17 protein-coding genes and 5 tRNA genes are annotated in these 22,804 nt (G+C 36.7%); 18 read left to right on the top strand and 4 right to left on the bottom strand.

What is annotated here, in order from left to right; genetic code table 11:
- Positions 1-10: 10 nt before the first annotated feature.
- A complete protein-coding gene (gene sixA / locus ACYIAJ_RS06105) occupies positions 11-469 on the top strand; it encodes a phosphohistidine phosphatase SixA (RefSeq protein ID WP_483559129.1) in 459 nt (152 codons plus the stop codon).
- A complete protein-coding gene (recB, locus tag ACYIAJ_RS06100) occupies positions 448-3,930 on the top strand; it encodes an exodeoxyribonuclease V subunit beta (RefSeq protein ID WP_483564486.1) in 3,483 nt (1,160 codons plus the stop codon). The genes sixA and recB overlap by 22 nt, the downstream gene beginning before the upstream one ends.
- 119 nt (positions 3,931-4,049) lie before the next feature.
- On the opposite strand, the gene ACYIAJ_RS06095 is transcribed toward recB, so the two are convergent.
- Positions 4,050-4,826: a hypothetical protein gene (locus tag ACYIAJ_RS06095; protein WP_483559126.1), complete on the bottom strand. Its 777-nt coding sequence runs from the start codon at positions 4,824-4,826 to the stop codon at positions 4,050-4,052.
- Between the two features lie 437 nt (positions 4,827-5,263).
- Here ACYIAJ_RS06095 and ACYIAJ_RS06090 point away from each other — a divergent pair, with 437 nt between their 5' ends.
- The 7 genes from ACYIAJ_RS06090 (at position 5,264) to ACYIAJ_RS06060 (ending at position 7,648) form a co-directional block, all read left to right on the top strand.
- Positions 5,264-5,878 (top strand): TIGR04211 family SH3 domain-containing protein, encoded by a 615-nt coding sequence (locus tag ACYIAJ_RS06090; protein WP_483559124.1) that lies wholly within the window; start codon positions 5,264-5,266, stop codon positions 5,876-5,878.
- A complete protein-coding gene (locus tag ACYIAJ_RS06085) occupies positions 5,879-6,976 on the top strand; it encodes a tRNA nucleotidyltransferase/poly(A) polymerase-related protein (protein WP_483559122.1) in 1,098 nt (365 codons plus the stop codon).
- A gap of 116 nt (positions 6,977-7,092) precedes the next feature.
- Positions 7,093-7,169, top strand: a tRNA-Met gene (locus ACYIAJ_RS06080).
- 37 nt (positions 7,170-7,206) lie between these two features.
- A tRNA-Leu gene (locus tag ACYIAJ_RS06075) sits at positions 7,207-7,291 on the top strand.
- A gap of 25 nt (positions 7,292-7,316) precedes the next feature.
- Positions 7,317-7,391 (top strand) — tRNA-Gln (locus ACYIAJ_RS06070).
- Between the two features lie 78 nt (positions 7,392-7,469).
- Positions 7,470-7,554: transfer RNA gene (locus tag ACYIAJ_RS06065), tRNA-Leu, on the top strand.
- A gap of 19 nt (positions 7,555-7,573) precedes the next feature.
- Positions 7,574-7,648: transfer RNA gene (locus ACYIAJ_RS06060), tRNA-Gln, on the top strand.
- A gap of 267 nt (positions 7,649-7,915) precedes the next feature.
- Here ACYIAJ_RS06060 and ACYIAJ_RS06055 read toward each other — a convergent pair.
- Positions 7,916-8,716, bottom strand: coding sequence for a YdgH/BhsA/McbA-like domain containing protein (locus tag ACYIAJ_RS06055; RefSeq protein WP_483559120.1), 801 nt, complete (start codon positions 8,714-8,716; stop codon positions 7,916-7,918).
- A 351-nt stretch (positions 8,717-9,067) separates the two neighbouring features.
- Positions 9,068-9,679 (bottom strand): NUDIX hydrolase, encoded by a 612-nt coding sequence (locus ACYIAJ_RS06050; RefSeq protein ID WP_483559119.1) that lies wholly within the window; start codon positions 9,677-9,679, stop codon positions 9,068-9,070.
- Positions 9,680-9,792: 113 nt separating this feature from the next.
- Here ACYIAJ_RS06050 and ACYIAJ_RS06045 point away from each other — a divergent pair, with 113 nt between their 5' ends.
- From ACYIAJ_RS06045 to era, 8 genes are all read left to right on the top strand, one after another.
- A complete protein-coding gene (locus ACYIAJ_RS06045; protein WP_483564485.1) occupies positions 9,793-12,276 on the top strand; it encodes a class I adenylate cyclase in 2,484 nt (827 codons plus the stop codon).
- 218 nt (positions 12,277-12,494) lie between these two features.
- Positions 12,495-13,067: an RNA polymerase sigma factor RpoE gene (gene rpoE, locus ACYIAJ_RS06040; protein WP_483559116.1), complete on the top strand. Its 573-nt coding sequence runs from the start codon at positions 12,495-12,497 to the stop codon at positions 13,065-13,067.
- A 46-nt stretch (positions 13,068-13,113) separates the two neighbouring features.
- Positions 13,114-13,686, top strand: coding sequence for an RseA family anti-sigma factor (locus ACYIAJ_RS06035; RefSeq protein ID WP_483559115.1), 573 nt, complete (start codon positions 13,114-13,116; stop codon positions 13,684-13,686).
- A 6-nt stretch (positions 13,687-13,692) separates the two neighbouring features.
- On the top strand, positions 13,693-14,679 hold the full coding sequence (locus ACYIAJ_RS06030) for a MucB/RseB C-terminal domain-containing protein (protein ID WP_483559114.1): 987 nt from the start codon (positions 13,693-13,695) through the stop codon (positions 14,677-14,679).
- Positions 14,680-14,832: 153 nt separating this feature from the next.
- On the top strand, positions 14,833-16,629 hold the full coding sequence (gene lepA, locus ACYIAJ_RS06025; RefSeq protein ID WP_483559112.1) for a translation elongation factor 4: 1,797 nt from the start codon (positions 14,833-14,835) through the stop codon (positions 16,627-16,629).
- Between the two features lie 47 nt (positions 16,630-16,676).
- Positions 16,677-17,678 carry a signal peptidase I gene (lepB, locus tag ACYIAJ_RS06020; RefSeq protein WP_483564484.1) on the top strand — a complete coding sequence of 334 codons (1,002 nt, stop codon included), beginning with the start codon at positions 16,677-16,679 and terminating at the stop codon, positions 17,676-17,678.
- Between the two features lie 8 nt (positions 17,679-17,686).
- Positions 17,687-18,364, top strand: a complete 678-nt coding sequence (rnc, locus tag ACYIAJ_RS06015; RefSeq protein WP_483564518.1) for a ribonuclease III — start codon at positions 17,687-17,689, stop codon at positions 18,362-18,364.
- Positions 18,361-19,266: a GTPase Era gene (gene era / locus ACYIAJ_RS06010; RefSeq protein ID WP_483564483.1), complete on the top strand. Its 906-nt coding sequence runs from the start codon at positions 18,361-18,363 to the stop codon at positions 19,264-19,266. The genes rnc and era overlap by 4 nt, the downstream gene beginning before the upstream one ends.
- An 89-nt stretch (positions 19,267-19,355) precedes the next feature.
- On the opposite strand, the gene ACYIAJ_RS06005 is transcribed toward era, so the two are convergent.
- Positions 19,356-20,366 (bottom strand): hypothetical protein, encoded by a 1,011-nt coding sequence (locus tag ACYIAJ_RS06005; RefSeq protein ID WP_483564482.1) that lies wholly within the window; start codon positions 20,364-20,366, stop codon positions 19,356-19,358.
- Positions 20,367-20,750: 384 nt separating this feature from the next.
- Here ACYIAJ_RS06005 and ACYIAJ_RS06000 point away from each other — a divergent pair, with 384 nt between their 5' ends.
- On the top strand, positions 20,751-22,499 hold the full coding sequence (locus tag ACYIAJ_RS06000; protein ID WP_483564481.1) for a hypothetical protein: 1,749 nt from the start codon (positions 20,751-20,753) through the stop codon (positions 22,497-22,499).
- Positions 22,500-22,804: the final 305 nt, after the last annotated feature.

Here is a 22,804-nt window from a genome sequence, read left to right as displayed (position 1 = left end):
TTAAATATTTATGAAAGTTTGTATTATGAGACACGGTGAAGCAGGATTTTCAGCTTCATCGGATTCAAGTCGCACGTTAACGAATTATGGTATCGAGCAGTCAAATCAAGCAGGAATATGGCTTAAACAGCAAAACTATCGATTTGATTTTGGTTTAGTTAGTCCTTACCTACGAGCTCAACAAACATTAACCGAATTATCGTCACACGTTAGTGTTGCAAGCGTTGAAACTCATTCGTTTTTAGTGCCCGGTGGTAGTCCATCTGATGTTGCCGATGTGTTAACGCTGTTGTTAAATGATGGTGTTGAAAATGTGATTGTGGTATCGCATTTGCCTTTAGTGGGCTATTTAGTTAATGAACTGTGTCCGCAAGTTTCTCCCCCTATGTTTCCTACTGCTGCAATTGCTTGTATTAGTTTATCGCCCAACTCTGCAGGGAAGTTTGAATGGTTTCATCAAGCGGAGTAAAAAAACTTAATCTTTTTGATTTACCTTTAACTGGTCGAACTTTGATTGAAGCATCAGCTGGAACAGGTAAAACTTATTCGCTTGCCTTCATTTACTTAAGGTTATTACTTGGCATTGGTCAAAATAGTCACCCAATACCTTTAGAAGTTAATGAAATTTTAGTGGTTACCTTTACCAAAGCGGCAACTCAAGAACTACGCTCGCGGATAAGACAAAATATTCAAGAATTGCGAATTGGATTGCTAAAAGGGCAACATCAAGATCCTATTTATCAAAAATTAATTGATTTAATTGTTGATCGTAAGTTGGCTGTACAACAACTTACAGTAGCTCAACAATCAATGGATGATGCAGCAATTTATACTATACATAGTTTTTGTCAGCGAATACTTACTAGTCACGCCTTTGAATCTGGCGTTTTATTTGAACAAACGCTTATTTCTGATGAGAATCAACTAAAATTGCGAGTGGTACAAGATTTTTGGCGACACTATTTTACTCCACTTGATAAACCGCTTGCTCATTTAGTACTTGCTACATGGCAAGATCCAACCTCATTATTGAAAGATATTAGTCCATATTTAGGCCTAAATCTTAACGATGATACCAAGGTAAACTCAGATATTAGTGTAACAATTAAGGCATTCTACCAAAAGAATTATCAAAAGATTGAAGATATTAAACAGTCGTGGTTAGCATCGACAGATGAATTAGTTGATATCATCATTCAATCGGGCATCAGTAAACAATCTTATAGTAGTCGATATTTGCCTAATTGGGTAAATAAGGTGTCTACATGGGCTAGCAATCCAACGCTAACGTTTGAATTACCAAGCGAACTTGAAAAATTTAAGCAATCAGTTTTAATTGAAAAAACGAAAGAAGGAAAAGTTGCGCCATGTCATTTTGTTTTTGAACAAATTGACAACCTATATCAACAGCCATTTAATTTACGCAGCCAAATCTTAATGGATATTGTTAGTGTGATTCAAAAAGGGATCTATAATGAAAAAATCAAACAAGGAAAAATGAGCTTTGATGATCTTATTTGGCAACTTAACCGAGCATTACAAGCAAAAACAGGCGAACGATTAGCGAAAAGTATAGTTTCGAAATACCGTGTTGCCTTGATTGATGAATTTCAAGATACCGATCCTGCGCAGTATCAAATTTTTAATCGTATTTATGGCAACCAACAGTCTGAACAAGGTTTGCTGTTTATTGGCGATCCAAAACAAGCGATTTATAGCTTTCGGGGCGCTGATATATTCACTTATTTAAAAGCCAAGCAATCAACGGGAGAAAATTATTTCACTATGGATGTAAACCATCGTTCATCTGCTTCGATGGTTAAAGCTGTTAACCAATTATTTGCTAATAATGATAATCCATTTATATTTAAAGATATTCCTTTCTTACCCATGGATGCTGCAAAACGAAACCAGCAAAAATCTTTACAAATTAATAACCAAGAAGTTGCTGCATTAGCTGCTTATGTATTGCCTGATGATATTGTAACAAATGATGATTATCAAGAACTCATAGCAAGCTGTTGTGCCAACCAAATTGTGACTTTGTTATCTAACTCCTCGCTATTAATTGATAATGAAAAAGAACAACGTCCTGTAACTACTGCTGATATTGCAATCTTAGTGCGTACAGGGCGAGAAGCTAGCATTATTCAGCAAAAATTAGCCAATTGTGGTGTTAAAAGTGTTTATTTATCAAATCATAGTAGTGTCTTTTCTTCAATTGAAGCAAAAGAGGTGTTGAATCTATTACAAGCCGTCTTAATGCCTGAAAATGAAACAAAACTAAGATTAGCATTAATGACCTCGCTCTTGGGGCAAACGATGACCGAGCTTGAGCAAACCAGCGATGACCAAGATAAGTGGGAAAGCTTAGTCGAAGAATTCAAACAATATCAAGCAATTTGGCAATACTATGGTGTATTAGTGATGTTACGCAGAATGATGAGAAAACGTCATTTAGCTGAAAATATCTTAGCTCGCCAAGATGGTGAACGAACATTAACTAACTTAATGCATTTAGGTGAATTACTTCAAGACGCTTCTGACGAATTAGATAGTCCTCATGCCTTAATTCGTTGGTTGACCAAACAAATAGTTAGTCCAGATCTGGATCTAGAAAATCATCAGCAACGGCTTGAAAGTGACGAAAACCTTGTCAAAATAATTACCATTCATAAATCCAAGGGGCTGGAATTCCCAATTGTTTGGTTACCATTTATTTCGATGTATCGTGTGTCTGACAACCAGTTTTATCATGATAAAGATAATGACTATCAACCAACCTATGCATGGTTATTAACTGATGAAATTAAGCAACAAATAGAAGATGAACGCCTTGCTGAAGATTTGCGACTATTATATGTTGCAATGACGCGTTCGGTTTATCATTGTAGTATTGGGCTTGCTTCTTTGAAAAAAAACAGATCGGCTATTAATCATTTATTAAAAGGTGAGTTAAGAACAATTGCCAATATGGCTCATTTAGTTGATGTTCAGTTGCCGATAGAGAGCAAACAATATCTTCCTCCAATTTTACCAAATCAATCATTATCGGCTAACGCATTTACACGTAAGATATCAAACAGTTGGCGAGTCACAAGTTATACAGAATTACAAAAAAATAATCATATTGTAATGGCTTATAATTCCGATATTATTAATGATTGGGATGAATCTACACTCGAATCTGATAACGTTGAACCAAACGATTTACCATACGATATTCACCATTTTCCTAAAGGCGCATATGTCGGTACATTGATGCATAGCATGATGGAAAATATCATGTCAGATAACCTTGATGAACTCTCTGATAAAATGATAAAAAAACTCAATTTAGATTTAGCATGGAGTTATGTAGTAACAAACTGGATGCAACAAATACTTTCGACTCAATTGCATGCGCCGAATTTAATATTGTCACAAGTGCTAAAAGGGAAGTGCATTAACGAATTACAATTTTACCTACCGATACGGAAAACTGTTACTAGCCAGCAATTAGATAGCTTATGTAAACAATATGATTGTTTATCAAAATTATGCCCTGAGTTAGATTTTGACTCCGTACAAGGCATGTTAAAAGGATTTATTGATTTAGTCTTTGAATTTGAAGGTAAATATTATGTGGTCGATTATAAATCAAATTGGCTAGGTGAGAGTGTTGATTCTTATACTCCAAAAGCACTAGAAAAAGTAATGTGCGAGCACCGCTATGACTTGCAATATCAACTTTATAGTTTAGCATTACATCGTTTTTTAAAAAGTCGTTTATTAAATTATCAATACCAAACGCATTTTGGGGGTGTCTATTATCTCTTTTTGCGAGGTATGCCCAAGAATGGTATTTTCTACCATCTACCTGAACAAGCATTTATTGAAGAACTTGATAAGCTATTTGATGGTGAAATGTCGTATAAAAAACACGATTAAATAACTAAAAATGAGCAATCAATACTAGGTTGCCTGTTTTTATTCCTTTAATTTTCTAACTAATTGTATAAATATTTACACTTTTAATAAATCATGGAATGTTGAATTGTTTTTTACAATTACCAATATTCGATTTCTCTTGTTGTTATTACAGTTTCAGTTTCAGAGGAACCTTGATTTTTTCTATATGTGATGGCCTTAGTCCAATCACCATACTTGTTGTACTCATCAAAAGTCGTTTCCGAACTAACAATTTTTTTATCTGGCAAAATTGAATACATTTCTAATTTTATTATTTGTTTTTTTAAGTTATATGAATAATTAAATTGGGTATAAATTTTTAATTTGTCATTTTTAAAAATTTGTTTTTCCAACTTTACGAGTTGAAAATCTTGCCAATGCATTTTAGTTTCAGTTTTTAGTTTACCAACTTCTGTAACAGAAAGAATAATTTTGCCATCTTTAAAAGTATTTATTTGGTTATATTTAAAGTCATTCTCGAAAAGCGTACCATCGTTAACTCCTGATAATTTAATAAAATCATAATTATTATTATCTAATATGAAGTCCCCACCAGTGATATTAATTTGATATAAATGATTATAGTGATTAAATTTTTTATTTTTATAATCAAACTCAAAACTATTTTCAAGCGCATTTGAATTAGTATATTTGGCATGACTTGATAATATATTTCCTGATTTTGTGTATTGATAAGTTTGAACACTTTCTAATTCACCATTAGCTGCTGTTTTAAGCACTTGTTTTTTTATATAACGAGAGTATGGAGCTATCATAGGTTCTTCATTCAAACCTTTAAATTGCTTTGTTGTTGAATCGCAACTGCAAAGGAAAATAGATAAAATTAAATAACAATATGGAATAAAGTGCTTCATTTCTATACCTTGGTGAAAGTAATCATATATAAGTAATAACGCGTATTAACTAAAATCTGTATTGCTTTGTTGATTTAGGACTTTTTGGGAAAATTGAAATATGTGATGCAATTTCAATGTTGGCTAACAATAAGTCCGCTATATTCATAATCTCATCATAACTTAATTGACCATTTTTAATTGCTAGCAATTTATCTCAATTAGCAAGTTTATTGATGATTATACTTTATACCATAAATTTATCATAGCATTAGTGTAAAATAAGACCTAGATATGTCTAAAAAATATCATTAATTTCATATTTTATAGTTAAGATCTCATGAAATTGTAACCGATTTCATTTTAGGATCTAAAACGATTTATTATAAAATGACGATGCGAATTGCCGTTTATTTATGATATTATGTACCTATCTATGGGTGATTGTTGGAAATATAATGAAAAAACAAAATATTATTGCGCTACTTTCGTTTTTTGCGATGGCTTTTGATACTTATGCTATAGACAAATATGTAACTGATAATGTTGATATTTATTTGCGTCGTGGCCCAGGGGCGCAATATGCGTATTCTAATGCTGTTAAAGCTGGAGAAAAAGTTGTTGAGCTTGAAAAAAGCGCAGATGGTAAGTACACCCACATTCAACTTAATAATGGTAACACAGCTTGGATTGAAACAGCTAAACTAAGTGAGCAACCTAGCTATAAAGAGCGCTTTCCATCACTAGAAGCAAAACTTGCAGAATATCAAGACAAAGTTGATAATGCCGAAGCAAATCAACAAAAATTGGTGAGCGACTATATCGAAAAGCTACAATTGGCTGAAAAATCAATAGAAACACTACAAAATAAGAATGCAGCCTTAGAACAGCAAGTCAAAGAGCAGGGCTCACAGATTGAATCGATGCTAAATCAAGTGGATGATAAACGTCGTGATCTTATTACCACTTGGTTTACCTATGGTGGACTTGTTGCTGGTGGTGGACTTATTTTAGGGTTGGTATTGCCAAGTATAATACCTAGACGTCGCAAAAAAGATCGTTGGATGCGATAGATGAGTAAAATCTATCTGGTAGGTGGAAGTGTACGTGATCGATTGTTGCATCTGCCTGTTGCCGACCATGATTGGGTTGTTGTTGGTGCTACTCCAGATGAGCTTTTGAATTTAGGGTATCAACAAGTTGGTAAAGACTTCCCCGTATTTTTACACCCAATCACAAAAGAAGAATATGCTTTAGCTCGTACTGAACGCAAGTCGGGTAAAGGCTATACTGGATTTATTTGCGATTTTGGTCAAGAAATCACGTTAGAACAAGATCTGATTCGTAGAGACCTAACCATTAACGCTATTGCCATGGATGAAAACGGCAATATCATTGATCCTTACCATGGTGTTGATGATATCAAAAAAAAGGTTTTGCGCCATGTCTCGCCTGCTTTTCGTGAAGATCCACTACGTATTTTACGCGTGGCACGCTTTGCTGCTCGTTTTCATCAACTCGGTTTTACAGTAGCGCCACAAACCCTAGAACTAATGAAACAAATGGTGTTTGCTGGCGAAATGAGTTACCTAACAGCCGAACGCATATGGAAGGAAACCGAAAAGGCCTTATCAGCGGCAAATCCTGAAATTTACTTTCAAGTGTTGGAACAATGCGGAGCGTTTACATTACTCTTTCCTTCACTAGAATTATCAAGCAATATTATTGATGCATTAAAACGATCCGCTTTATTAACTGACGATTTGACTATCCGTTTTGCGGTATTGTGTGCGCAACTATCTAACAAGCCAGTGGTTGAAGCCTTATGTAAAAAAATCAAAGCACCTAACAACTACACTAAAATTGCCGTTATGGTTCAGCAATATCGTCACGATCTTGAATGTGTGCAAACGCTGACTGCGGAGCAAATTGTTTCTTTACTCAATAGTATAGATGTTTGGCGTAATCCGTTACACCTTGACCAACTAATTATTGCAAGCCAAGCGTTTGCTAAAGCAACCTCATTTTCACAAGCAAATTATCTAAAAGAAGCTTATAACATTGCTAGTCATGTCAACGTACAACGCATTCTTGCAGAAGGTTATACGGGAAAACAAATTCATATTGAACTACAAAAAAGGCGAATTGAAGCGTTATTAAACTGGATTTGATTGCATCTTAATCAATTGTCACTTTTTTTCAAAATATCTAAAAAAAATAGTTGACGATTTTGCGTAACACAAGCATAATGCGCCTCGCAGTGTTGGTTATGACGTTGCGAATGAATGGCTACGTAGCTCAGTTGGTTAGAGCACATCACTCATAATGATGGGGTCACAGGTTCGAATCCCGTCGTAGCCACCATTAAGATTAGGTAGTATTTTTACCGAAAATATTCAGTGCGGGTGTGGCGAAATTGGTAGACGCACCAGATTTAGGTTCTGGCGCCGCAAGGTGTGTGAGTTCAAGTCTCTCCACCCGCACCATTTAATCTTGATGATTATCCTTTATTGGGGTATAGCCAAGCGGTAAGGCAGCGGGTTTTGATCCCGCCACGCCCAGGTTCGAATCCTGGTACCCCAGCCATTCCAACTGCTCAAATTTTTGATATCTGATTATTCAGTCTATCTTTGTTATTACAATTTGCTTTTTCGATTATTCCTAACGGGTATGGCGGAATTGGTAGACGCGCTAGATTCAGATTCTAGTTCCGAAAGGTGTGCGAGTTCAAATCTCACTACCCGTACCAGATATCATATATCCTTCATTGGGGTATAGCCAAGCGGTAAGGCAGCGGGTTTTGATCCCGCCATGCCCAGGTTCGAATCCTGGTACCCCAGCCATATCTACACTCATAGATAACCTTCTTAACGGTTGCTGTCTGTCTAAGTACCATTTCTAATTAAACTAAAATACTGATTTGCTATCGTTGAATTGAATTTGAGGAATATTTTTTGTTTGCTTAATTGAGCAGAACTGTTTGATTTAATTTAAAACATAAAAAATTAAATAAAATCAATGTCTTACCTGACTGACTTTTAAAGTAAAGCCCACGCGGCAAACGGGTTATCGCGTGGGTGTTTTTTGTAAAGAACGAGTTTATTTATGCTTTATTTATATAAATTGACAAAAATAGTTTGTGCTGTGCCTGCTGAGTTTGCTGACACTTCTTTTACATAATAAAAATGTGCACCATTAGCAATAGCATGTTTTTGTGCTGCATCGCTGATTTCGGAAGTATTGTTGAAGCTTCCATGGAAGCTAATTGTTTTGTATGGTGTCATGCGTTTAAATGCATCGCTACTGATTTCGTAAGCATCTTGACCTTGTATTGCGGTTGCGACGATATAATCCCTAACAGGTGCGTCTTTTTTGTATAAGGCAACGTCAATATCTTGTGCTTGATTTTGACTATCAGCAGATAAAATAGAATCGATATAAAACGCATAGGCATTTTTTTCAGCGGCTAATTTACTTGCAGCTTCAGTAATTTCAGACGTGTTATTGTAATTGCCTTTCAATTTTGCAACTTCAAATGGTACATAGTAAAGCGCTTTTGAACGGCTATAGGAAACAACACCATTATAAGTAGTTGTATTTTGTTCCACGGCGATTGGTGCATTAGAGCTATAAATGTTGGCATAAACAATAGCACGATCTGACGAGGTTCCATTAGCAGGGTTTTCCATTGCTGTAATATAGTAATATTTAGCACCTGCTTCATCGGCAGCGCGCGAAATATCATTAGCGGCGTTATTGGCTTGTAAATAACTTCCTGTCACTGAGATTTCTTTTAATGGTACTAAGTGACGACTTTCTTTTGCTGTTAGTGGTTGAGCTGCGTAAAGATTAGCAACAGGTAAAGATAAAAATATGGCTAAAGCAATAGAGGTTTTGGTAAAACGTTTCATGATTGAATCCTTCATTTTGAATTATTAAAATAGAAAATCACTGTTTAACGCTTATTTAATTAATAGATTTGTAATGGTATTGCTTCGAGAGTATTCGAACTTGTGGAGCTCCTGAATGTTTTGTCCTTGTCTACTTGTTAAAAGCGTTAAGACATATTGTTGTTTTAGTAGAAATAAAAAGTAAAACAACTAACTATCTTTATAAGACGTTCAGCAATAATCCTCAAGCTCTTTTAACAAAATAGCAAAGGTCTAGCACAAATTGCTTAAAATAAATTATTTAAAAAAAATGTTAATTTTGTGCCAATTAAGCCTATTGGCAAGCTTTTTTGAATTATTGGGTTGATAATATTATTCGCAAATGGTTTCGATGAATCGCTTAAGGATTTGTGCGGTTAATCCCCAAATAACCCAATTATGATACCGATAAAAATAGACGGTATGTTCTGATCTTTTTTGCCAATTTGGTGAACGATTAGCAATGATATCAAAAGGGAAATCATTGGCAGGTTTATGTCCTACCAACATTGTTGCATGCTCTGGTGGATGATGAATAAACCACTCAACAGGAACGGTAAAAATCTGTTCAACCTCGTCATGGTTTAGTTGTAAATTATCTAGTGAGTTTATTGTGCCTACAAATGGATAAATAATCATGCCTAATGTGGCAATAAATTTGGGTAATTGTCCTAAAATCTTTATTCGATCAAAGGCTATACCTAATTCTTCAACCGTTTCACGTTTAGCTGTGTATTCGGGGGTGATGTCAGTTAATTCAACACGTCCACCAGGAAAGCAGATATCCCCCGGTTGCCATCTTAATTTTTTCGATCTAACTTGAAATAAAATATGCAGTTGATGATCAATATCCACGATAGGTAATAACACCGCAGCTTTGTTATCAGCAGATTTAGCGTTTTCTTGTTTTTTAATCTGTTTAACTATATTTTCAATTGTGATCATAATAATTAACTTTACTCAGTGTTTAAATTTTAGCCCTATTTACCTTGCATCAATAACATGCTAGATTTACTAAATGCGTTAATTTAATACGCGTGTTTTACCTAATTGAAGCCATGCAATATTATATCAATAACATAAAAAAAGAACTTGAAGATCTTGCCGATTTAAAACGAGAGCGAGCTCTATGTGGCATGCCTGATGAATTTCGACAGGTATTTTTGTTACTTCCAGCTCTTTTTCATTATCATACTCCTGAGTTACCAGGATATATGGAGGGTAACATACCTTCAGGCATTGCTTGTTATCAATTATCCGATGATGTGAATAAACTACTTAAAAGTAAATTCAATTTTATTGCAACCAAAAATGAAACTCTAACCTCTACGCTTCCAACAATATCTGCTTTATATTCGATGGGTAGCACCTGTTCTATTGGGCAATCGATCCAATCAGATCTTGATATTTGGATATGTATTGAAAACAGCTTAACAGAGCAACAAAAAGAAGCCTTACAGAAAAAATGTCGTTTAATCGAAAACTGGGCAGCTAATTTGCAAGTCAAATTAACGTTATTTGTGGTTGATGCTGATCGTTTTATCAATAAGCATCATGAATGTCTAATGGGAGAAAATTGCGGATCTGCACAGCATATATTGTTGCTTGAAGAGTTTTACCGTTCAGCAAATTTATTAGCGGGTAAATTTTTATTGTGGTTTGCGGTACCTTATAATTTCACTGTAAATAACGTCACTTATCCAACTTATGAAGAGTGCGTTAACGCAATGGTTGATCTTAAGTTAATTGAACGAGAACAATGGATTGATTTTGGCCCGCTAACCGGCTTATCGGCTGAAGAGTATTTTGGCGCAAGTTTATGGCAACTTTATAAAAGTATCGATTCACCTTTTAAAGCAGTTCTTAAAACCCTGCTATTAGAAGCGTATTCATGGATTTACCCACAAAATAAACCAGTTGCTTATCAAATGAGAGAACTTATTCAAAACGGTGAAATACATAAAGGCATGTATCTAGATTCGTATTACATGCTGTTAGACAGAATTAGTAAATATCTCATTGAAATTAATGATTTTCAGCGGCTTGAGTTAATCCGTAACTGCTTTTATTTAAAAGTGAATGAAAAACTGTCCATTCCAATGCAATCACCGTCATGGCGTCGTACTATTTTGACTAATTTAGTAAACGATTGGGGATGGAATGAGCAACAAATTACAAAATTAGATGCCTGTCAAACTTGGAATATAGGACAAGTACGAGAAATACATGAAATCTTGTTACACACCATGATGACAGGCTATCGAAATTTACTTAATTTTGGTCGTCGTAATAATTTAGACTCATTGATTAGCCCTCAAGATCTTGCGATCTTAACGCGCAAGCTCTATGCCGCTTTTGAAGTATTACCGGGTAAGATCACCACTTTAAAGCTCAACATATCAGATAATTTGCAAGAAGATGCATTAACGTTTATTCATGTGGCAGAAGATCGTATCAATCGAGCTGGATGGTATGTTTATAATCAAAAACCGATAATGCAATCAATCATTGGTCATCAATATTTGGAATACAGCAAATACCTAGTGAAATTGGTGGGATGGTGTTATTTTAACGGATTAATTGCGGATACTACTCACTTTTATTATCGTGATGGTGAAAATCGAAATAACTCAAAAATTAATAAATTGATCGAGGATCTAAAAAATTACTTTCCTATTGATGTGCCTGCAGCAACTGAAGCACAGTTATATGGTCCTTGCGAAATTCGTCACTTAGCTATTATTTTAAATATAGAAGACGATCCTACAGTTAATATTGACTTAGACGATGGGGTTACCAATAGCGTACTTAATTACAGCAAAGACGAGCTAAGTTTGGTGGGATCAATTGATCTTCTTTATCGCAATTCTTGGAATGAAATTCGCGTACTCCATTTTAGTGGTGAATTATCCATGCTTGAAGCCATTAAGGCATTATTAAATCGCATGCACAAAGATGCAGACTTGCCCAATTCAATCGAAATTTTTTGTTATAGTGAATATTTAAGCGGTGAAATCAAACAGCAAATGAAAAAGCTCATGGATGAATGTATTGATCTACGTTTAACTACGACTCAAAATAACTCAACGCAAGTCAAACCATTAAGAATAGGGGGTTCTTCTTGGTACCTATTTTTTGAACGGCTAGGTGTTTCCAGCCATCAATTTGAAAATGCGATCGATTTTTATGGAGCGGTATCAAATAATAAAGTACAAGGCAGACCACTGAACATTTTAGACGAAACCAATGAACTACCGATAGAAGTCGACAGCGTTGCTTACAGAGGGATCATTCAATTCTTCTTTGAAGATACCGATTCAGGTTTTGATCTTTATATCCTAAACGAACACAACCAAGTCGAAATTTACCGTAATTGCAACGGATCAAAAGATAACATGGTTAAAGATATCAACGAATTTTATGCTCTATCAGACGATCGTTTTACTTTTACGACTAGCAGCTCAGTTAATTTTAATCTACCTCAATTTTATCAAATCACTTATAATGACTGTGGTGAACGAGATATCATCCCACTTAATTAAATGATCGAAAACGATCTTAGTTAGACAAGATTATGTCTAAAAGTTTCAGGAAACGATCCGTTTTAGTATAAAAAGAATAAAAATTTACAATTAATAAGTAAAATAATTAAATTTCTATTAAAATAATGGGAACTTTTTTTCAATTTAAGAATCTAACTGTTAGAGTGCACAAATATGGGCCGATAGACAGTTATTAACATAATAAGGAATGGCCTTTAATGGGGGAGCAAGTAACAGACCAAGTATTAGTTGATCGCGTTCTTAACGGAGATAAAAACGCATTTAATTTACTTGTGGTTCGTTATCAAAACAAATTAGCTCATTTGGTTTCTCGTTATGTATTAGCGTCCGAAGTCCCCGATGTTGTACAAGAGACTTTTATTAAGGCGTATCGGTCGTTAAGTCTTTTTAAAGGTGAAAGTGTTTTTTATACATGGTTGTATCGAATTGCGGTTAATACGGCAAAAAATTTTTTAACCTCTCAAGGGCGAAGGCCGCCGTCATCAGATATTGATGCTAGCGAAGCTGAAAGTTACGAAGGTGCGGATTCATTAAGGGATTTTGATAACCCCGAAAATCTAGCTCTTTCAGAAGAAGTAAAAAAAACCGTATTTGCAACGATTGAAGCGCTACCTGATGACTTAAAAACAGCAATTACTTTGCGGGAAATTGACGGTTTAAGTTACGAAGAAATCGCTGAAATTATGGATACACCTGTTGGGACAGTGCGATCGCGGATCTTTAGAGCACGTGATGCAATAGATGAAAAAATAAAACCATTACTCAGTTAATGGTTACAAACTAATAAAGAGTAGTCATACATTTAAGGTATTTACTATGCAATTTACTACGCAAACAGAGCAGAAAGAACAACTTTCATTACTTATGGATGGTGAGTTCGCAAACGATCATATTATTGATGAAGTATCACAAAATGAAAGTTTGCAATCATGCTGGCACCGTTACCATATTGTAAGAGACACAATGCGAGGTGAGTTGCATAGTAGTGTATTGACGTTGGATCTTTCTAATCAAATCGCTCAAGCTATTGCAAGCGAAGATTTATACAATCAACTTCCTGATCAGCCTAATACCAAAACAACCACATTACCAAAAGCTGAAAATCTAATTTGGATTCACATTAAAGACTTTTTTGCTAAAGCAAGTCAGGTTGGACTTGCGGCGTGTGTAACGCTTGGCATTATTGCTGGTGTACAATATCAGCAAAGCCAACCGGATAATACCAATGGAAGTCCTACATTAAATACCATTCCAGTGGGCGTTAATGTTGCGCCTGTGGGTGGGATTCATCCACAAAATGATCAACAACTACTTGAAAAAAGACAATACGACAAAATCAGATTGCTTGTACAAGATTATGAATTACAAAAAAGACTTAATGCCCGTTAATTCAAAATGAAATTACTTCATTATAATTTCTTGCTACATTGTATAAAACAGAGTGGAAACATTATTTTCACTCTGTTTTTTGCGTTTTTTTCAGCGTCGATTTATGCAGATGACACAAACGATGCCTTAGCGCTATTAAACAAAATGAATCATGCTGCGCAAACGCAAGATTACCGCATTCACTTCTTATCTCAAGATAAAGATCAGTATGCAACCACATTTGAATATAGCCATTTAGGTGCTACAAGCAAAGATGCTGTTAACGCATGTCTACGTTATCTTGAAGGTCCAGACAAAGAGATCATCCTGCATAAAGGCATAACTAGCTATTTTCAACCAGACAGCCCATCGTTTTCGATTACAAGTTCCCGTATTATCGAGGTTTTCCCTGATGTTATTTATAATAATTTTAATGATCTAAAAGATATTTACGACTTTATTATATTAGGAAAAGCAAGAACCGCGAATCGCAGTGCACAACTGGTCAAAATTGTTGCGAAAGAAAAAGATCGTTATAGCTATGTGATTTGGATTGATGATGAAACTTATTTACCAATTAGGGTTGATTTATTAGATCAAAATAACGATATTATTAGCCAACTAAAAGTCATTCAGCTTGATGATAAATTTGATAAAAAACAGATTATTAGTTATATAAACGGCCGAACTTACCCCATTTTACTATCGATCGAAAAACAAAGTAATTTGCTCGACCAATGGCGACTAGCTTGGTTACCACAAGGCTTTAAAGAAATAGCTGCCTATAATTTGAATTTTTATAGCTCTGATATTGCCACCAAATTGTATTCAGATGGTGTATTTTCGTTTACAGTCAATATCTCGTCAGAACAAGCGAAGCAATCAAACCAAATCATTCAACAAGGCGGACAAACTATTTATTCAACTAACTTAGGCCACAAAAATATTATCGTCATTGGCAATTTACCGCGGGCTACAGTTGAACGTATTGCACAAAATATTATTCAGAAATGAGTGCAAACTTCTCGATAACGCTATGCTTGGCAGCGATAAATGTGTAAAATGTTCCCTTTATGACTATGTAATTATTAGCAATGTTGGTAACAACCAAAGCCATTTTAGATAGTTAACCATTAATAACGAAGATACTTATTATAATTTATTAATATGAATAAAAATATCCGCAATTTTTCAATTATTGCACATATTGACCATGGCAAATCAACACTTTCAGACCGCATCATTCAGATTTGTGGTGGACTGTCAGATCGCGAAATGGAAGCCCAAGTGCTCGACTCAATGGATCTTGAGCGTGAGCGAGGGATCACAATTAAAGCACAAAGTGTCACGCTTGATTATCATGCTAAAAATGGCGAAACCTATCAGCTCAATTTTATCGACACACCAGGCCATGTTGACTTTTCTTACGAAGTCTCGCGCTCGCTTGCTGCTTGTGAAGGGGCATTATTAGTTGTCGATGCAGGGCAAGGTGTTGAAGCACAAACGCTAGCAAACTGCTATACCGCGTTAGATATGGATCTTGAAGTTGTTCCTGTTCTTAACAAAATTGACTTACCGGCGGCTGAACCAGAGCGCGTAGCGGCCGAAATTGAAGACATTGTTGGCATTGATGCAAGCAATGCCGTTCGCTGTTCGGCTAAAACTGGTGTTGGTGTTATTGATGTACTTGAACAATTAGTTAACGACATTCCACCACCAGAAGGCGACTCAACAGCGCCATTACAAGCACTAATTATCGACTCATGGTTTGATAACTACTTAGGTGTTGTCTCATTAATTCGCATAAAAAATGGCGAATTAAACAAAGGCGATAAAATCAAAGTTATGAGCACAGGCATGACTTATAACGTTGATCGACTTGGCATATTCACCCCAAAACAAGTTGACAAACAATGCTTACATTGCGGCGAAGTGGGTTGGGTTGTTTGTGCTATCAAAGATATATTAGGCGCTCCAGTAGGTGATACTTTAACTTTAGCAAAAGCACCTGCACAAACCCCATTACCGGGTTTTAAAAAGGTTAAACCGCAGGTTTATGCTGGGTTATTCCCAACTAGTTCTGACGATTATGAAGCTTTTCGTGATGCGCTTGGCAAATTAAGTTTAAACGATGCTTCACTATTTTATGAGCCTGAAAATTCTGGTGCTTTAGGATTTGGATTCCGTTGTGGCTTCCTTGGTTTGCTACACATGGAAATCATTCAAGAACGCTTAGAGCGTGAATACAACCTCGATCTTATCACTACTGCGCCAACAGTTGTTTATGAAGTACTAACCACATCGAACGAAACAATTTATGTTGATAGTCCAGCTAAATTACCGGCAGTAAACAACATCCAAGAATTACGCGAACCAATTGCTGAATGTAACATATTAGTTCCGCAAACTTATTTAGGTAACGTCATCACACTATGCGTTGAAAAACGTGGCGTGCAAACCAACATGGTTTATCATGGTAACCAAGTTGCTTTAACGTACGAAATTCCAATGACTGAAGTTGTATTAGACTTTTTTGATAAACTAAAATCGACTTCGCGTGGGTATGCCTCGTTAGATTATAGTTTTAAACGATTCCAAGCTGCCGATATGGTAAGATTGGATGTATTAATCAACGGTGAGCGAGTGGATGCATTAGCTTTAATCACCCATAAAGATAACGCACCATATCGAGGGCGGGAATTAGTCGAAAAAATGAAAGATCTTATTCCTCGTCAACTATTTGATATCGCCATTCAAGCGGCTATCGGCAATCATGTCATTGCACGATCAACGGTCAAACAGCTACGTAAAAACGTATTGGCCAAATGTTATGGTGGTGACGTAAGTCGTAAAAAGAAACTTTTACAGAAGCAAAAAGAAGGTAAAAAACGCATGAAACAAGTGGGTAATGTTGAATTACCACAAGAAGCGTTTTTAGCGATTTTGCATGTAGGAAAAGATTAACTAATTAAAACGAATCCATAAAAAGATTCATTTAAAGAGGGAAAAAAATGGCTGGAACATTTGCCATCACATTAACAGTAGCAACTTTTATTACCGGGATATTTTGGTTTTTAGAAAAATTCAAATGGAAACCCGCAAGGCAGCGAAAAGTTGAAGAAATTCGCACCCAAAGCAATGGCGAAATAGATGGAAAGATACTTGCTGAAGTTGGAAAACCCAAAGGTTGGGTTGAAAACTTATCATCGTTTTTTCCCGTTTTGTTTGTGGTATTTGTTATTCGCTCATTTTTATATGAGCCGTTTCAAATCCCATCAGGATCAATGATGCAAACGTTGCTCGTTGGCGATTTTATTGCTGTTGAAAAATACGCTTATGGCTTGCGTGATCCTATTACTAACACCGTCATCATTCCAACGGGACAGCCTAAACGCGGTGATGTAGCGGTATTTAAACACCCAAGTATCCCAAAAATGGATCTTATCAAACGTGTAGTTGGTCTACCGGGTGACAAAATCGTCTATCTTGTTAAAGAAAAGAGAATCGTCATTTACCCTGCGTGCCAAATTACCGATACCAATTGTGTAGGGCAACAAGCACAGCCGCTCGATTTACATTATAGTGAACCCAAACCAAGCAATTGGAAAGAAGTTCATGAACAGTTTAAATCTGCCCCTAGCTTCTATACTTTAGATCAATATACCGACAAAGGTATTGTCGATTCTGAATCTATCGTGACATTGAATGTAAATATTCAACAAGAAACTCTAGGCAACACACAGCACGATATTTTAACAACGCAAGGTTCGCAAGAAGATCCAAGATATTATTATCATCAAGAAGGTCAACCTATAGCGACTTGGGTTGTGCCACAAGGTCATTACTTTATGATGGGCGACAACCGCGATAACAGTGGCGACAGTCGATACTTTGGTTTTGTACCTGAAGGTAACTTTGTTGGTAAAGCAACTGCTATTTGGATGAGCTTTGAAAAACAGCCTAATCAATGGCCTACTGGAATTCGCTTTAGTCGTATTGGTGGTATACATTAATAGCTATAATTATGAAAAAATTTAGTCAAATTCAACAATCAATTGGTTATCAGTTTCAAGATCTATCACTACTTGAATTAGCGCTTACTCACCGAAGCGCTAATAAACAACATAACGAACGTTTAGAATTCCTTGGTGACTCTATCTTAAGTTTTGTTATTGCAGATGAGCTCTATCACCGTTTTGTCAAGCAAGACGAAGGTGACCTAAGCCAAATGCGTGCAACACTGGTTTGTGGGCAAACACTTGCTGAAATTGGCAAGAACTTCCAATTGGGTGAACACATCATCTTAGGCCAAGGGGAATTAAAAAGCGGTGGATTTCGTCGGGAATCGATTATTTCTGATACGGTCGAAGCTGTTATTGGTGCTATTTACTTAGATAGCAATATTGAAATCATTCGACAGTTAATCTTATCGTGGTATGAAACTCGCTTAACCCAGATCCAACCTGGCATAAAACAAAAAGATGCTAAAACAAGACTACAAGAATATTTACAAGGCACTCACCGCCCAAGGCCGTGCTATCTTATTCTTGAGGTCACGGGTGATAACCACGAACAGGAATTCTTAGTCCAATGCAAAATCGACAATGATAACCACGAATATTTAGGTCGTGGCTTAAGTCGCCGAAAAGCAGAACAACTAGCTGCACAAGAAGCACTCAACCAATTAGGTATAAAATGACAGAAACAACACAACATTGTGGATTTGTCGCCATTGTTGGGCGACCAAATGTAGGTAAATCAACGCTATTAAACCAATTACTTGGTCAAAAAATCTCGATCACATCACGTAAAGCACAAACCACAAGGCACCGTATTGTCGGTATTGACACACAGAATAACGACCAAATTATCTATATCGACACCCCTGGACTTCATATAGAAGAAAAAAGAGCCATAAACCGCTTAATGAATCGTGCTGCAAGCAGCTCAATTGGCGATGTGGAGCTAGTGATTTTTGTGGTGGAAGGAACTCATTGGAATGACGATGATGAAATGGTCGCCAACAAACTCAAAGACTGCAAAAGTCCAGTTCTGCTAGTGATTAATAAGATTGACAACGTCACCGACAAAACACAATTATTACCACATATTCAAGCGATAAGCCAAAAAATTAATTTTCTTGATGTTGTGCCAATTAGCGCTGAAAAAGGAGAGGGTGTTGATATTATTAAAGATATCGTCAAAAAACACTTACCTGAGGGTGAGCACCATTTTCCTGAAGATTACATAACTGACCGCTCGCAACGCTTTATGGCATCGGAAATCATCCGCGAAAAACTTATGCGTTTTTTAGGCGATGAACTACCTTATTCGGTAACCGTTGAAATTGAACAATTCAAAGTAGACGAACGCAATGGAATGTATCGCATTAACGGATTAATCTTAGTTGAACGCGATGGACAAAAGAAAATGGTTATCGGCAATAAAGGCGAAAAAATCAAAAAAATAGGCATAGAAGCCCGCAAAGATATGCAGTCATTTTTTGACAACAAAGTCCATCTAGAGCTTTGGGTCAAAGTCAAAGCGGGTTGGGCGGATGATGAGCGAGCATTGCGCAGCTTAGGATATAGTGACGATTAATCACCATAATTAGCATACAAACAAAAATCAGGTATCAACAACCACCTGATTTTTATCAATATTACCACAAGGTTAGCATTATCTTGTAACTACTTCTTATTATCATTTTCTTCTTTACTTAGGTATTCTGATTCGCGAACTTTATCGACAATGATACCATGATTAATCATATACCTTACCGCCTTGCCACTTATCGTCAAATCAAAAAGATTATAATCAAAAGACGGAAGCTTAATTTTAGCCTCTTTTAACGACGTATAACCTGATTTTGAAACAGCAAACTGATAATAATCGTTTCTTAAACTGTAAAAATCCATCTTCATACCGACATAGATCTTCTTACTCTTATTCTTCGCGTCTTTATTAAAATCGTCTGTACTTACGCCATCTATATTAGTCAGGTTTTGTTGATAGATATCATCCTGATTAAACTCATTACTGTATTTATAATTAAAGGTATTAAATTTATCTAAATCAATTAAATACACATCATGTTTCATCGGCTTAAACACAGAATAATAAGGATCCTTCTTAGAGGATTTACCTAAAGATCGACGAATGACATCGGTCATAATATCGTTTTGACGCAAGTCAGCCATTTCCCGATCATCAAGTGAATTATGCTGCCTAGTATAAGAAGACGACAAAATGAGATTTGATTTAGCTTGGCTTAATGACGTATAAGCTACATTCGAAAGTGCAACAGAGTAGACATAATTGCTTGAATTATAGCTTAACAACTTCATTCCCACATAAAGGTCTTGATATCTACCAATCTTATCAGTATTGAAGTTATCAATATCAGAATCATCTATTTTAATGATCTTCTCTTGATACAGATCATAAATAAAATCGTTAGAATCATCGTTACCGCTTCTTCCGACATTCGCTAAATTAAACAAATAGATATCCCCCACTTTAGGCGTAAAAAGGAGATGATCGCCTTTATTTCGGTAGGATCTTTCTTGTGCAAAGCAATAGGTTAATGGAACAAAAGCAAGAATGAAAATAAAGAGTAGCAATATAATCCTAGCACAGCTTTTCGGATTTCCATCCATTGACGTAAACCGACTACCTCGGCATATCCATGTTATCAACATAATTCCTATCATTGTATTAATAAACAGCAAGATAATAACATCAATTTAACAACAAATCGACAACCTCCCCGCCAAACAAACTTCTCAAATTTAACCAAAAATCGGTCAGGAAAGGTATTGATTTTATTGAAGTTTTTGTTTGTTGGTTTTTAACCAAAAACCACCAGCAAAAGTCGTCCCCAGTAGCCCGCCAACATAGGCTGACTCATCCTTTAACAAAACTTTACAAATTTTTAACAAAAAAGGTAGCGCATTATTACTCACACGGTTATAATTTAATCGCTTTCAAAGCAAGGGAGTGCTCATTAGTCGAGCAGTCAATTATAAAAAATTCAAATAAAACAAAAAATTACTTGACAGGATAATCGAAATGCGTTACCATTTATGGCATCTGGCATCTGGCATCTGGCCTGCCAAACCTATGCTCAAAATCTTTTTCAATTTCACCGTAGTCTAAAACAGACACAGTTCTTATTTTCATCAGCGAGGTCATTTCGCGTAGCGAAATGGACGCCGTCGTCGTGGTCTTTACAGGCGATGTTTTCGGCGGGTACTTCGGCAACATCTTTGGAAATATCGTCGGAAACCGCTTTGGTCAGGTCATCGGCCACATGTTCGGTAAAATTATCGTCGATATCCAAGTGGTTATTAGGGCCGCCATTGCTATCCAAACCGAGGTTATTATTTAAACCTTCATTGTTATTTAAATCGGCGTTGTTCTTCGTGGCATTGTTGTTATTGTCATATACACAGGGTTCAGTGGCATTAACGGCCCAGACATCAAGAGCAATTGAAGGTAGTGCGCCATATTTAACATTTGATGGTGGACAGACAAAGGCAACTAATACAGACACCTTCTTGGCAATTGAGTTGCCAGATGGAAGACGTATTAGTCAGTCAGCTAACACATCAAGTGCTACCAATCCGATAATGTTACCTAGAGGTAATTATACATTTAATGATATACACACGGTGGTTCCCGCATCGGTCTCATTGGTAAATGGTGAGTATGCAATAGATATAAATAATTTGGTTAGCCAAGGGAAGTGGGGAGATGATGATGGGGATGGACAGGGTGTTAATGGAGTAACAGCATCAGGGCGTATAGATTTAACAATAAAGGATAAAAATGGCACTATCGTTAGTCGTAGTGATGCATTAAGTCTATGTAAAGCGCCTTATAGGTTAACTTTAAGTAGTACAGGGGGGACTTTAGAGACTCGTTATGGTGTGCCTAGAAGTAGTCGATTTTACGGAGGGACGGCGAATTATTATATCACTTTGTCGTCACAGCCGGTTATTTGTTCGGTCAGGCCGAATTTGTTGTTGGGTGGCACTGCTGGCATCGTTTCTTATGACAACCCTCGCTTTGCAGGCCCAGCTAACATATGGAGTCCTACTAAGGGCTTTTTAGTTCAGTCTACAAATCCATCGTCTTACGACCGAAATTTTCCTACAACGGGTGCTGACGGATTGTATTTTGATTTGCTCATAGGTGGAATCGATGCAAGTCAGTTGAGTTGGACGGTTAATACAAGTGGTAGTCTAGGGGCAACGGTGAGTTGGAGACGGCCAAACCAAGGTGCAAACGAAGATAAATGGATTAGAGATAAATCCAGTTATGTAACACGGGTAACGTTGCATGGTCCTAGGGCAAGTAGTTCTCAGATAAATTCAAGTAGTCCTAGTCGGCTTACTCCGTCGTTATCTTTGCCACAGAGATTTGAGTTGGTCGGTAGGGATAGAAGTGGTAATGAGGTTCGTTATGGATTTGTGTTAAGGCAGTGGTTCGTCAATCGGAGTGATAAACTGGATACTCAGAATAACCAATCCACTTGGTGTAGTGGTTTGGGTTATCGTCTTGCTAGGGTAAGGGATTTAACCAATTCAAACTATAGCAATTTAGGCGCCGTGCCGTCGTCTGGTTTTAATGGTTACAAGCGTCACATAGGTTCAGGATTTTTCACGGAGTGGGGCCACATGGACAGCTACGCTGATGCGGGCTTCGTCGGCTACTACTACTGGACAAGCGCCGCGGCAGGTAGCCATGGCTTCGATGTCTACTCGTACGACGGCGTCGTTACCAGCGTCAGCGCTTCCTACAGTGATTTCGCTGTTTGCACCACACCTTAGCTTTTATTGCTTAGTCCTTAATCCTTGGGCCGCGGGGGTGGTTATGGTGCCTGAGAGGACAATCTAACAAAGAATAACGCCCTCGCGTCAGTTGGGGCATTTCCCTTAGGGTTGCGCTGTTGCGGCGAAGCCACAATCGCGCCGCCCCCCGCCGGCGACGCTGGAAGTGTCGATGGCGGGTGGCTCAGGGGTAAAATCAAATAAATAAAGAGAAGTCATGTAATGGAAATAGAACAAAAATTAGCATTAAGTGAAAATCCGATACATTTTTTGAGAGAGGGACTTTTTTTAAAGACTTATAACCA

This window comes from Gilliamella sp. X-46, assembly GCF_057063525.1.
This window is presented reverse-complemented; position numbering and strand designations above follow the sequence as displayed.